9 protein-coding genes are annotated in these 12,857 nt (G+C 73.6%); 1 reads left to right on the forward strand and 8 read right to left on the reverse strand.

The window, feature by feature from the left end:
- The first annotated feature begins 222 nt into the window (after positions 1-222).
- Positions 223-2,298 (forward strand): HelD family protein, encoded by a 2,076-nt coding sequence (locus tag HDA31_RS17505; protein ID WP_178064364.1) that lies wholly within the window; start codon positions 223-225, stop codon positions 2,296-2,298.
- 643 nt (positions 2,299-2,941) lie between these two features.
- Here the strand turns inward: HDA31_RS17505 and HDA31_RS17510 are convergent.
- The 8 genes from HDA31_RS17510 to HDA31_RS17545 are packed head-to-tail and all read right to left on the reverse strand — an operon-like array spanning position 2,942 to position 12,843.
- On the reverse strand, positions 2,942-4,105 hold the full coding sequence (locus tag HDA31_RS17510) for an acyl-CoA dehydrogenase family protein (RefSeq protein WP_178064363.1): 1,164 nt from the start codon (positions 4,103-4,105) through the stop codon (positions 2,942-2,944).
- Entirely contained in the window at positions 4,105-5,319 is a 1,215-nt protein-coding gene (locus tag HDA31_RS17515; protein ID WP_219825034.1) for a CaiB/BaiF CoA transferase family protein, read from the reverse strand. The genes HDA31_RS17510 and HDA31_RS17515 overlap by 1 nt, the downstream gene beginning before the upstream one ends.
- Positions 5,316-6,809 (reverse strand): FGGY family carbohydrate kinase, encoded by a 1,494-nt coding sequence (locus HDA31_RS17520; RefSeq protein WP_178064361.1) that lies wholly within the window; start codon positions 6,807-6,809, stop codon positions 5,316-5,318. The genes HDA31_RS17515 and HDA31_RS17520 overlap by 4 nt, the downstream gene beginning before the upstream one ends.
- Positions 6,809-8,464: a glycerol-3-phosphate dehydrogenase/oxidase gene (locus HDA31_RS17525; protein ID WP_178064360.1), complete on the reverse strand. Its 1,656-nt coding sequence runs from the start codon at positions 8,462-8,464 to the stop codon at positions 6,809-6,811. The genes HDA31_RS17520 and HDA31_RS17525 overlap by 1 nt, the downstream gene beginning before the upstream one ends.
- Positions 8,465-8,516: 52 nt before the next feature.
- Positions 8,517-9,536 (reverse strand): DUF2804 domain-containing protein, encoded by a 1,020-nt coding sequence (locus HDA31_RS17530; RefSeq protein ID WP_178064359.1) that lies wholly within the window; start codon positions 9,534-9,536, stop codon positions 8,517-8,519.
- The gene (locus tag HDA31_RS17535) at positions 9,529-10,980 is read right to left on the reverse strand and encodes an NAD-dependent succinate-semialdehyde dehydrogenase (protein WP_178064358.1); all 1,452 of its coding nucleotides are present in this window, start codon (positions 10,978-10,980) and stop codon (positions 9,529-9,531) included. The genes HDA31_RS17530 and HDA31_RS17535 overlap by 8 nt, the downstream gene beginning before the upstream one ends.
- A complete protein-coding gene (locus HDA31_RS17540) occupies positions 10,977-11,669 on the reverse strand; it encodes a GntR family transcriptional regulator (RefSeq protein ID WP_178064357.1) in 693 nt (230 codons plus the stop codon). Before HDA31_RS17540 ends, HDA31_RS17535 begins: the two co-directional genes overlap by 4 nt.
- 10 nt (positions 11,670-11,679) lie before the next feature.
- Positions 11,680-12,843: a mandelate racemase/muconate lactonizing enzyme family protein gene (locus tag HDA31_RS17545; protein WP_178064356.1), complete on the reverse strand. Its 1,164-nt coding sequence runs from the start codon at positions 12,841-12,843 to the stop codon at positions 11,680-11,682.
- Between the last annotated feature and the right edge of the window lie 14 nt (positions 12,844-12,857).

Below are 12,857 nucleotides of genomic sequence, written 5' to 3' on the forward strand. Positions count from 1 at the left end.
GGCAGGTCCCGCCCTGTGCCATCTCCATCATATGGGTCGGTCAAGCCGCCCGAATCGTCCTGGATACCGATCTTCCGTCCCTGGCCGACGCATAGTCTCGACCAGTCCGCGCCGGCCGCACGCGCCGGTTCGGGCGCGCAAGCCGCAACACCTCCGAGGAGACACGCACCGAGGGGGCACGCCGGCACCGCGCGGCGAGAAGCACCAGGGATCGGGGGCACCGTGTCCGAAGCAGCACACCAGATCGCCGTCGAACAGCAGGTGGTCGACCGGGTGTACGCGCGCCTTGAGGTCATGCGCGAGCAGACGAGACAGCTGAACGCGGAGGGACACAGCCGGGCCGGCTCCGGGCCGGTCACCGGACTGGTCGAGCGGGACGCCATGGTCCTGCGCGCCGCCGCCAGGTTGTCGGAACTGGACGGCCAGGAGGAGGGCATCGTCTTCGGTCGGCTGGACTTCGACGACGGTTACACCTACCGCATCGGCCGCCTCGGCGTGCGCGACGAGGACCGGGAGCCGCTCGTGGTGGACTGGCGCGCGCCCGCCGCCGCACCGTTCTACCGCGCTACCCCGGGCGAGCCGCTCGGCGTGGATCGCCGCCGCATCATCACCTGCGAGGGCCCCCGGGTGGTCGACCTCGACGACGAGGTCCTCTCCACGAAGGACATCGACGGCGTGGTCGGCGAGGGAGCCCTGCTCACGTCGCTGACCCGGGCGCGCGGCGAACACATGCGCGACATCGTCTCGACGATTCAACGCGAGCAGGACGAGGCGATCCGCGCTCCCGCGCACGGCGTCACCCTGATCACCGGCGGCCCGGGCACCGGCAAGACCCAGGTGGCCCTGCACCGCGCGGCCTACCTGCTCTACACCGACCGGGGCAGGTTCACCGACGGGCGGGTGCTGGTGGTCGGCCCGTCGACGGTGTTCACGGAGTACATCGGGAGGGTGCTGCCCGGGCTCGGCGAGGACAGCGTCCACCTGCGCGCGATCGGTGAGCTGTTCGACGGCGTCGTCGCCACCCGGCGGGACCCGGCCGCCGTGGCCCGGTCCAAGGGCGACCTGAAGATGGTGCGGGTGCTGGCCGACCTGGCCTGGGACACCCCGCCGAGCGCGCCGGACCACCTGCGCACCCTCACCGCCGACGACCTGGCGAAGGCCCGCGTCGAGATCCGGCGCAGATGCGAGGCCACGGGCGTCACCGTCAACGGCGCCCGGGCGGAGGCTGCCAAGGTGCTCTCGGAGCTGCTGGGCGGCAGGGAGGTGCCGGACACCTTCCTGAACGCGTGGTGGCCGCCAATGACCCCGCAGGACGTCCTTCCCGCCCAGGACGGGCAGTGGTCGGTGGACGACGTCCCGCTGCTCGACGAGCTGGCCGAGATCCTGGGCCGGCCGCCGGAGCCGACCCGGGCCAGACCCGAGTGGCAGCTCCGTGAGCTGCACAGCGGTGTCCGCCTCGCGGAGACCTTCGTGCTGAGCTGGAGCCTCAACGACGGCTGGCAGCTCTTCGCGCCCGGCCTCGCCGCGCCGATGGCGTCGTCCGGCCAGTCCATCGACCACAACGGCTACTGGGCCGCGCAACGCTGGGCCGCCGCGATCGTCCTGCGCGAGGGCCACCAGGTGGTGAGCTGGGTCGACGGCTTCGACCCGTACGGTGAGGAGGGCTACGTGCCGGTGCTGGCCGAGCCGTTGCCGGTGACCGAGACCGAGGAGCCCGTCGACGACGTGTACCTGCACGTCATCCTCGACGAGGCGCAGGACCTGTCGCCGATGGAGTGCCGGATGATCGCCCGCCGCGCCGCGCACGCCTCGATGACCATCGTGGGCGACCTCGGCCAGGCGACCCACCCGCTGGCCGCCGACTCCTGGCCGGAGCTGGTACGGCGGCTGGGCAAGCGCGGGGCCAGGACGCTCGACCTGCCCACCGGCTACCGGGTGCCGCAGGTCATCGCCGACTTCGCCGCCCGCGCCCTCGCGCCCGGGATCGCGCCCACCCGGTCCTTCCGGCCCGGCGGCAGCCTGGAGATCCGCCGGGTCGACGACCTGGCAGAGGCAGTCGCCCGCGAGACGGGCACGGTCATCGCCCCCGACCACCTCGCCGCCGCCCTCGACGCCGTCCCGGTCAGCCAGGTCAAGGGCCTGGAGTACGACCGGGTGGTGCTGGTGGAGCCGGCCGAGATCGTCACCGCCGAACCACGCGGCATGAACCGCCTCTACGTCGCGCTGACCCGGGCCGTCGCGGAACTGGTCATCCTGCACAGCAAGCCGCTGCCGGCGAGGCTGACCCGGTCACCCTGACCGCCCGGCGCCACGCCGGCTCGCCCACCCCGCTGCGCGGACCGTCAGTCCACGTCGAGCAGCCCAGGGATCGCGCCGCGCCCGGGGCGAGGGCGGATTGCACCGGAAGGTGGCGGGCGAACCAGAGGCGCGGCCCCATCGCTCCCCGCCCAAGGCCACCAGGCACTGCCAACCCCTGTCAGGACAGGGACCACGTCACCGCCGGTGACCGGCAACATCTTTCCGCCCGGTCCACCTGGGCTACCCGGAGCACCCGGACTACCCGGCGCGCCAGATGGTCCGGGCGGGCCGGTTGGTCCGGGCGGGCCGGCCGGAAGGCGCTGCGCACGCCGGTGCGCTGATGACGTTGGTGTCGAGGGTGACGGCGGGAGATGGACCTCACCACCGATGGTCGCTGTTCCGAAGCCCGACGCGGTGGTTCCTGGGAACCTGCCGAGACTCTGGGCGAGGAAGCTCGGGCCGGCATTGGTCGGTTCGGCTCCGGCAAGGACGGAGAAGTTGCCGGCCGTCCCCGGGCCCACCGGGGCCAGTGGCGGCCGGCCTTGAGGTGGTCGACGACCGCGTGCTGGAGCGCGGTGCGACGCAGCAGCCGGTCGAGCGGCCCGGACCGTGACTGGCTGGCGGCCATCGCCGCCGACCGTGGTCAGCGGAACGCGGCCTGCCCGGTCAGAGCCTGGCCGACGACCAGCTTGTGTACCTCGCTGGTGCCCTCATAGGTGAGCACCGCCTCCAGGTTGTTGGCGTGCCGCAGCACCGGGTACTCCAGCGTCACGCCGTTGGCGCCGAGGATCGTCCGGGCGGTGCGGGCGATGCCGATCGCGGTCTCGCAGCTGTTCAGCTTGGCGAGGCTGACCTGGGCCGGGGTCGCCTTCCCCGCCTCCCGGAGCCGCCCCACGTGTACGGCCAGGAGCAGGCCGTTGACCAGCCCACGGGTCATCTCGGTCAGCTTCTCCTGGGTGAGCTGGAAGCCGGCGATCGGACGCCCGAACGCCTCCCGGCTGCCGGCGTAGTCGATGGCGGCGCGCAGGCAGTCGTACCCGGCGCCGAGCGAGCCGAAGACGATGCCGAGCCGGGCCTCGTTGAGGCACTTCAGCGGTGCGCGCAGGCTCGTCGCCTCGGGCAGGAGGGCGTCGCCTGGCAGCCGGACGTCCTGCAGCACCAGGGCCGAGGTCACCGAGGCCCGCAGCGACAGCTTGTGCCCGACCGGCAGCGTGCTCACCCCGGGGGTGTCCATCGGCACGACGAAGCCGCAGATGCCCGCGTCGGTGCGGGCCCACACCACCGCCACGTCGGCGATCGCCGCGTTGGTGATCCACATCTTCTCGCCGTTGAGGATCCAGTCGCCCCCGTCGCGGCGGGCCCAGGTGCGCATCGCACCCGGGTCGGAACCGGCGTCCGGCTCGGTCAGCCCGAAGCAGCCGACCGCCTCACCGGCGGCCATCGCCGGCAGCCACCGCCGGCGCTGCTCCTCGCTGCCGAAGGTCCGGATGGCGTACATGGCCAACGAGCCCTGCACCGACACCAGACTGCGTACGCCGGAGTCGGCCGACTCCAGTTCGAAGCAGGCCAGCCCGTAGGCGACCGCACCGGCACCGGCGCAGCCGTAGCCCTCCAGGTGCATGCCGAGCAGGCCGAGCCGGCCGCACTCCCGGGCCAGTTCCCGGGCGGGCAGGTCGCCGGCGGCGTACCACTGCGCGATGGACGGCCTGATCCGGTCGGCGGTGAACCGGCGCACGGTGTCCCGGATGTCGCGTTCCTCGTCGGTGAAGAGGCTGTCGATCGCGAAGAGTTCCATGGGGTCGGTCATCAGTTGCTCTCCTGGGAGGACGGTTCGGTCTGCGGTGCGGCTCCCGCCGCAGGGGCGGCCGGCGGCGGCGCGGCGAGCCAGTCGAGTACGGCGTCGGTGTGTTCGCCGAGCCGGGGCGGCGGGCGACGGTAGGCGGCCGGCGTGTGGGACAGGGTGATCGGATTGGCCACCTGCCGTGCCGGCCGGGCCCGCCCCGGCCCGTCGATCTCCACCACGGGGGCGAGGCCCAGCTCGGTGGCCAGGTCGAAGGCCCCGGCCAGGTCGTTGACCGGCCCGGACGGCACGCCGACCGCGCCGAGGGCGGCGGCCAGCTCGTGGGCGGGGCGCGTCAGCGTCCGTTCGGTCAGGGTGGCGGTCAGCGTCTCGCGGTGCCGTACCCGGTCGGCGTTGCGCAGATAGCGGGGGTCTGCGGCGACGGCCGGAAGGTCGAGCACCGCGCAGAGCGCGGCGAACTGCGCGTCGGTGCCGACCGCCACGGCCAGCGGCCGGTCGGCGGTGGGCAGCACCTGGTATGGCACCACGCTCGGGTGCGCGTTGCCCAGCGGGCCCGGGACCACGCCCGCCGAGACGTACCCGGATGCCTGGTTGACCAGGGCCGACAGCAGTGAGGAGAGCAGGCTGAGCTCGACGTGCTGCCCCTCGCCGGTGGCCTCCCGGTGGCGCAGCGCGGCCAGGACGCCGATCGTGGCATGCAGCCCGGTGATCACGTCGACTACAGCGACCCCGGTCTTGACCGGCTCGCCCGGCGGGATTCCGGTGATGCTCATCAGCCCGCCGACGGCCTGCACGAGCAGGTCGTATCCGGGGCGGTCGGCACCCGCGCCGGAGCCGAAGCCGGTGACCGAGCAGTAGATCACCCGTGGGTTGGTCTCGGCGATGTCGGCGTAGCCGAGGCCGTGGCGGGCCATCGTGCCGGGGCGGAAGTTCTCCACGACCACGTCGGCCCGGCACGCGAGTTCCCGGGCCACGGCCAGGTCGGCCGGGTCGGTCAGGTCCAGCGTGATCGACCGCTTGTTGCGGTTGACCGCCAGGTAGTAGGTGGCAGTGCCGTCGACGTCGTACGGCGGTCCCCAGGACCGCGTGTCGTCGCCGCTGCCGGGCCGCTCCACCTTGACCACGTCCGCGCCGAGGTCGGCCAGGAGCATGGTGGCGTACGGACCGGCCAGCACCCGGCTGAAGTCGGCCACCAGCAGGCCGCCGAGGGCACCGGTCACGCCGACCACGCCCTGGCTGCGGCCACGGCCCGCCGCCAGCGCCGGTGCGCCCCGTCGCGGTCGTCGACGCCGGCGCCGGCTCCCGCTCCGGGGGTGAACTCCCGGTCCAGGTGCCACCGCTCGGTGATCTCGTCGGTGCTGTCCCACACGCCGGTGGCCAGGCCGGCCAGGTAGGCCGCGCCGAGCGCGGTGGCGTCGGTGCTGGTGGGCCGGCGCACCGGCACGCCGAGCTGGTCGGCCTGCAACTGGCAGAGCAGGTCGTTGACGGCGGCCCCGCCGTCGACGGTGAGCCCGATCAGCGGCCGCCCGGCGCATCGGGCCATCGCGTCGGTAACGTCCCGCACCTGGAAGGCGATCGCATCCAGGGTGGCCCGGGCGAGGTGGGCCCGGGTGGTGCCGCGGGTGAGCCCGAACACCGCCCCGCGGGCGTGCGGGTCCCAGTCGGGCGTGCCGAGACCGGTCAGGGCCGGCACGAACACGACTCCACCCGAGTCGGGCACGGCGGCGGCCAGCGGTTCGACCTGCGCCGCTGCCGGGATCATGCCGAGCCCGTCGCGGAGCCACTGCACGGCCGCCCCGGTCACGAAGATCGCCCCTTCCAGGGCGTACGTGGTGGGTCGGCCGTCGAGCTGCCAGCCCACCGTGGCGACCAACCCGGCGGCCGGGCGGGCGATCTCCGTGCCGGTGTTGACCAGCACGAAGGACCCGGTGCCGTAGGTACACTTGGACCTGCCGACGGTGAAGCATGCCTGCCCGAACAGGGCGGACTGCTGGTCACCGACGAGCGCCGCCACCGGAATGTCCAGCCCGAGGAACGCGTCCGGATCGGTCCGCCCGACCACCGCGTTGGTGGCGACGATCTCCGGAAGAGCGGCCCGGGGCACGTCGAACAACGCGCACAGCTCCGCCGACCAGTCGCCCTCGGCCAGGCCGAACAGCAGGGTGCGCGAGGCGTTCGACGGGTCGGTGACGTGCAGCCGGCCGCCGGTGAGCCGGGCGGCGAGGTAGCTGTCGACGGTGCCGATCAGGGTCCGGCCGGCGCGGACGTCGGCCCAGGTCGCCGGCTCCTCGGCGGCCAGCCAGGCGAGCTTGGTGGCGGAGAAGTACGGGTCGAGCCGCAGCCCGGTCCGCGCAGTGACCAGCGGTTCGTGGCCCTCGGCGCGGAGCCGCTCGCACAGTGCCGCCGAACGGCGGTCCTGCCACACGATCGCCGGCCGGGGTGCGGCCAGGGTCCGTCGGTCCCACAGGACAACCGTCTCCCGCTGGTTGGTGATCCCGACGCAGCTCGGCGGGGTCGGGCTGGCGGCGAGCGCCTCGGCACAGGCCGCCCGGACCGCGTCCCAGATGCGGTCCGGGTCGTGCTCCACCCGACCGGGCCGGGGGAAGCGTTGCGGAAACTCCCGGTGGCCCCGGGCCAGGGCGGTGCCGTCCGGGTCGACGACGACCGCGGTGACCCCGGTGGTGCCGGCGTCGATGGCGAGGACGGCCATCAGGCCACCAACCCGGCCAGCGCGAACCGGTTGACGCCGGTCACCTGGCGGTAGCGGGCCGCCTCCTGGTCGGTCCAGTGGTGGTCGCGCCCCAGCGCGTCGGCCATCAGGGCGGCCACCTCGCCGGCCGCGTCGGCGGCCCCGTCGGCCGTTTCCAGGCCGGCGTGGCTGCGGCGCAGCAGCACGTCCTCGACGGCGAGCGCGCCCTCGTGCCGTACGGCATGCGTGACCTCGGCCCGGAGCAGTCCACCGGCTCCGGCGACCGGCCGCAGGCCCGTCTCGCCGGCTGCGGCCAGCACGTCGGTGACGGCGGCTCCGTGCCGGCGGAGCAGGTCCTCGACGGTGTCGACGGTCAGCCCGTGCTCGCGGGCGAGGAGGCCACGGCGGTTCCACAGGGCCTGGAACCCGTCGGCGCCGATCAGGGGCAGCCGGTCGGTGCAGGAGGGCGGGTAACCGCCGCCGAGCCGTTGCACCACCACGTCGACCGCGTCGCGGGCCATCACCCGATAGGTGGTGAGCTTGCCGCCGGCGATGGCCAGGCACCGGTCGTCGATCTTCGCCACCACGTGTTCCCGGCTGAGCCTGGCGGTGTCGGCGGTGCCGGCCCGGTCCGCCAGGGGGCGGAGGCCGGCGTAGACACCGACCACGTCGGCCCGCTCCAGTGGGCGGCGCAGCCACCGGTTGACCTGGTGCAGCAGGAACGTGATGTCGTCGCCGTCGGCGGCCACGTCCCGCGGATCACCCGAGTACGGCGTGTCGGTGGTGCCGACCAGCACGGTCGAGCCGACCGGGATGACGAACAGCACGCTGCGCTCGGTGCGGGTGATCACCGCCCGGTCGACCCGCAGCGCCGACCGGGGCACCACCAGATGCACGCCCTTGGAGGCGCGTACCCGCAGCACCTCGCGGCCGACGAGGCGCTGCACCTCGTCGGTCCAGACGCCGGAGGCGGCGAGCACCTGCCGGGCCTGGACGGTGCTCTCCACGCCGGTCAGCTCGTCGCGCACGGTGACCCGGACCCGGTCCGGGTCGCGGTGGTAGCCGACGGCGCGCAGCCGGGTGGCGATGACCGCGCCCTCCCGGGCTGCGGTGCGGGCGACGGCGAGGGTGAGCCGGGCGTCGTCGACCTGGCCGTCGTCGTACTCCAGGGCGCCGTAGGTGATCTCGGCCCGCAGGGCGGGCATGGCCCGGGCGAGGCCACGCCGGCTGAGGTGCCGGTGGATCCGGAAGACGCGGTCGGCTCTGCCGGCCGGGAGTTGTCCCATGCCGTCGTAGAGGCTGAGGCCGGCGCCGATGTAGGCGCGTTCCCACATCCGGTGGGTCAGGGGCAGCACGAACGGCAGCCGGCGGACCAGGTGCGGGGCGAGCCGGCCGCCGAGCAGTCCCCGTTCCCGCAGCGCCTCGCGGACCAGCCCGAACTCGAGCTGTTCCAGGTAGCGCACGCCGCCGTGCAGCAGCCGGCTGGACCGGCTGGAGGTGCCGCCACCGAGGTCACCGGCCTCGACCAGGGCCACACGCAGCCCTCGGGACGCCGCGTCGAGGGCAGCCCCGGTGCCGGTGATTCCGCCGCCGACGATCAGGAGGTCGTAGGTGCCGTCTTCCAGTGCCGCCAGGGTCGCGCCCCGCCGGGCGCCGTCGATCACTCCGCTGTCCATGTCCAGGTCCTTTCCGCAGAATATAGAATCTGTCTGTCGGCAGAGCTCGGCGTCACCATCGGCGCCGGACCTCCTCGGCCCAGCCGAGCAGCCCGTCGACCGGAACCCGCTCGCCCTCGTCCGTCACCACGTGACCCGAGTAGTGCCCGAACACCTGGTGCTCGGCGCTCTCCACCACCAGCCAACTGCTGTAGGCGGCCCGGTCGTGGAACGGGGTGAAGGTCAGGTCGACCCGCCGGCCTACCATCCGCCACGGAGCCAGCCAGTCGTGGCTGTCGTAGTACCAGGTCAACTCGTCGCCGATCTTGTGGAGGCGGCCGTCCACCCGGATCGCGTTCTCGGTCATCCCGGTGCCGACCGTCCACTTGCCACCGATCTGTAGGCCGATCTCCCGGCCGCCGCACCGGCCACTGGCCGCGCCCCAGTTCCACACGATCGAGTACGGCCACCGGCCCCGACCGTGGTCCAGCGTGGCGTACGCGGTCGACGGGTCGAACTCGTACGCCTGCCCGTCGGCGACCACCCGCCCCCGCGCCGGCAGGCAGTTGTCCTTGCGGGTGTACTGGAAGGTCCGGTCGTCCCACGGCACCACCACGCCCAGCGACTCGTGCCCGTCGGGCCGGTCCACCTCCAGATCGACCGAGAGCCGGTCGGAGCGGGCGCGCAACCGGGTGCCGGACGCGGTCTCGTCGAACCCGAGGGCGATGCGCCGGCCCCGGGCCCGCACCCAGCCCTCGCCGGACACCGCCGGCATCGGCGCACCCGTCGGCAGCACGTGGCGCTCGGCGACCTGGATCGCCCGGTCGGTGGCGAAGTCCAGGAAGAACGCGGCGTAGGTGACCCGGTAGTCGGCGTGCGAGACGTTCACCGCGACCAGGTGGGTCGGCGTGGTCACGCACCAGTACTCGAACCGCTTGTTGCGGCCCCAGCCGCGCAGGTTCGCCCGGTGCAGCGGCCGGCGGGTCCAGCCCACCGCGTCGAGGTTCAGCCGACCGTCGGGCAGGCACAGGTCCACCCGGTCGGTGATCTCCCGCTCGTGGGTCAGGTGGTCGCGGGCAAGTCGCTCATCCATCGAGTTCCACCGCCAGGTACTTGTAGTCGAGGTAGTGCTCGACGCCGTGGTGGCCGCCCTCCCGGCCGTACCCGCTGCCCTTGATCCCGCCGAACGGCCCCTGCGGGGCGGCGAAGCTGCCGCCGTTGACCGAGACCATGCCGAAGCGCAGCGCCTCGGCCGTGCGCATCACCCGGGACAGCTCCCGGCTCCAGAGATAGGAGGCCAGGCCGTACGGGGTGGCGTTGGCCCGGGCCACCGCCTCCTCGTCGGACTCGAAGGTCAACAGCGGCGCGACCGGCCCGAAGGTCTCCTCGGTGCTGACCAGCATCTCGTCGGTCACCCCGGCCAGCACCGTCGGGGAGTGGAAGCTGCCCCCGGCGTACGGCCCGTCGGTGGGCCGGTCACCGCCGGTCAGGACCCGCGCCCCCCGGCCCAGCGCGTCGGCGACGTGGGCGCTGACCTTGTCCACGGCCGCCGAGCTGATCAGCGGGCCGATCCGGGTGCCGTCGGCCAGCCCGTCGCCCACCGGCAGCGCCGCCGTGCGGGCGGCCAGCAGCCGGCCGAACTCCCCGGCCACCGACGAGTGGACGAAGATGCGGTTGGGCGAGGTGCACGCCTGCCCGGCGTTGTAGAACTTGGCCCGGGCCACGCCCGCCGCCGCCTTCTCCAGGTCGGCGTCGGCGAAGACCAGCACGGGGGCGTGCCCGCCCAGCTCGACCGACATCCGCTTCACGTCCGGCGCGCTGGCCGCGATCAGGAGCTTGCCGACCCGGGTGGATCCGGTGAAGGAGACCTTGCGCACCTCGGGCGCGGCCATGAAGACCTCGGCCGCCTCGGCCGGCCGGGTGGTCGGCACGACGTTCACCACGCCCGGCGGCAGACCCGCCTCGGCGCACGCCTCGGCCACCGCGAGCGCGGAGAACGGGGTCAGCTCGGAGGGCTTCAGCACCACCGGGCACCCGGCGGCCAGCGCCGGACCGAGCTTGCGGGTCACCATGGACAGCGGAAAGTTCCAGGGGGTGATCGCGGCGACCACGCCCACCGGTTCCGGCAGCAGCCAGATGCGCGAGCTGGCCGAGGTGGACGGCACCGTCTCGCCGTACAACCGGCGGGTCTCCTCGGCCGACCAGAGCAGGTGCTCGGCGCCCGAGAGCACCTCGGCCCGCGCCTCTGCCAGTGGCTTGCCCTGCTCCCGGGTCATCGTCCGGGCGATCTCGTCGGCCCGCCGGCTGAGCACCGCGCCGACCGCGCGCAGCTTCTCGGCCCGCAGGTGGGCCGGGAGCGCCCGCCACCCGGCCAGGGCCCGGCCGGCCGCCTCGACCGCCGCCCTCGCCTCGGCGGCCGCGGCGTCGACCACCGTGCCGAGCACGGCGCCGGTGGCCGGCTCCCGCACCTCGAACACGGCCCCGCCGGCCGGCTCGCACCACTCGCCGTCGATGTAGGCCCGTCCCACGTCACTCATACGGTCTCCTGTCGGCGGCCGGTCGGCCGCGGTTCGGTCTGGTGCTGCATGCCTTGCAGCAGCGCCTCCATGCCCGCCTGCTCGTGCTCCCGGACGAGCCGCGCGGCGCGGGCGAAATCTCCGGCCACGATCGCGTCCCGGATCGCGACGTGCTCGGCGTGCGACTCGGCCAGTCGCCACGGCACGAAGCGGAAGCCGTACTTGGCCCCCTCGGTGCGCGACCAGAGCGAGGTCAGCATCCGGTTGATCACCGTCGTCTGCGGGGTGTCCGACAGCAGCGCGTGGAACTGCCGGTTGAGCGTGGAGAACGCGTCGACGTCCCGGGCGGCCACCACCGGCTCGCAGGCGCGCAGCACGGCGTCTATCTCGGCGAGCCGCTCCGCCGGGTAGGCCGCGCCGCCGATTTCGATGGCGAGCCCGCCGAGCGCCCCCCGGATGCCGTACACCTCCTGGATGTTGTCCAGGCCGACGCTCGCCACCACCGCCCCGACGTGCGGACGCAACACCAGCCACTCGTCGGCGACCAGCGACTTGATCGCCTCCCGGACCGGGGTCTCGCTGATGCCCAGCGCCTCGGAGACGACCCGGGCGACGATCCGGCTGCCCGGCGGGGCGTCACCCGACATGATCATTTGTTTGATGTGGCTGATGGCGATGTCGGACTTCATCTGGAAGGTCTCGGTGGTCACCGGTGTCCCCTCACACTCTCTGCACGGTCAGCCGGTCGATCGCCGCCCGGTCCAGGGTGACGCCGAGGCCGGGCGCGGTCGGCACCCGCACCGCGCCGGTGGCCGGGTCGGGCAACAGCGGCTCGGCCAGCATCACCTGGAAGACCTCCGGCACGATGACGGGCGGGTCGAACGGGTACTCCAGCCACTCGCAGGACGGCAGGGACGCGCAGAGCTGGAGGTTGCCCGCGATGCCCAGCCCGGTCGCCCAGGCGTGCGGGATGATCCGCCGGTGCCGGGCAGCGACCATGGTCCCGAACTGCCGCAGGGCATGGATCTCCTCGCTCTCGTTGGCGTCGGGCTGGTAGATATCGAAGCAGTCATCTTCCAACAGCCGGACCAGTTCGGCGAAGCCCCGATTGTGTTCGCCGCCGGCGATCGGCACCGGCGCGGCCGCGGTCAGCCTGCGCTGCGCCTGGTAGTCGTGCCGGGGCAGCGGCTCCTCCAGCCAGGCGACATCCAGGTCGGACAGCTCCCGGGCGGTGGTCAGCGCCCGCTCGTACGTCCAGATCAGCCGGCTGCCGTCCGGGGCGTACCGCCACCGGGAGGCCGCCTGGTTGGCGTCCACCGCCAGCATGACGTCCGGTCCGACCGCCTCCCGCACCGCCGCGACCTGACGCAGGTCCTCGGCCACGGTCGCCGAGTGGACGCGCAGCTTGATGCCGCGGAAGCCGGCCGCCACCGCCGCCAGCGCGTCGTCGACCCGCCGCGCCGGGTCGCGCACCTCGCCGAAGCTGGCGTACGCCGGGATCTCGTCGGCGGTGCCGCCCCAGAGCTGGTAGAGCGGCCGGCCGCAGACCTTGCCGACCGCGTCCCAGACCGCCACGCCGACCACCCAAGGGCGGGGGAAGAAGTACTGCGCGGTGTAGCGCAGGCGGTTGGCGATGTGCTCGGTGGCGAACAGGTCGTGGCCAACCAGCAGCGGCCGGAGCACGTCCCGGATCGTGGCGAGCAGCAACGGGCCGGATCCGTGCCCCATGTCGCCGCCGGAGACCCCGACCACGCCGGAGTCGGTCTCCACCTCGACGATAACGGCCGCCATCGTCCGGTGCTCCCCCTCCGGCGCCCAGGACGGCACGAACGGCCGTGGATAGGGGATCTCCACCAGCGAGGCGCGGACGTCCCGAATCTTCATGCTTTCCGCCACCT

The organism is Micromonospora carbonacea, assembly GCF_014205165.1.
Classification (GTDB): Bacteria; Actinomycetota; Actinomycetes; order Mycobacteriales; family Micromonosporaceae; genus Micromonospora; species Micromonospora carbonacea.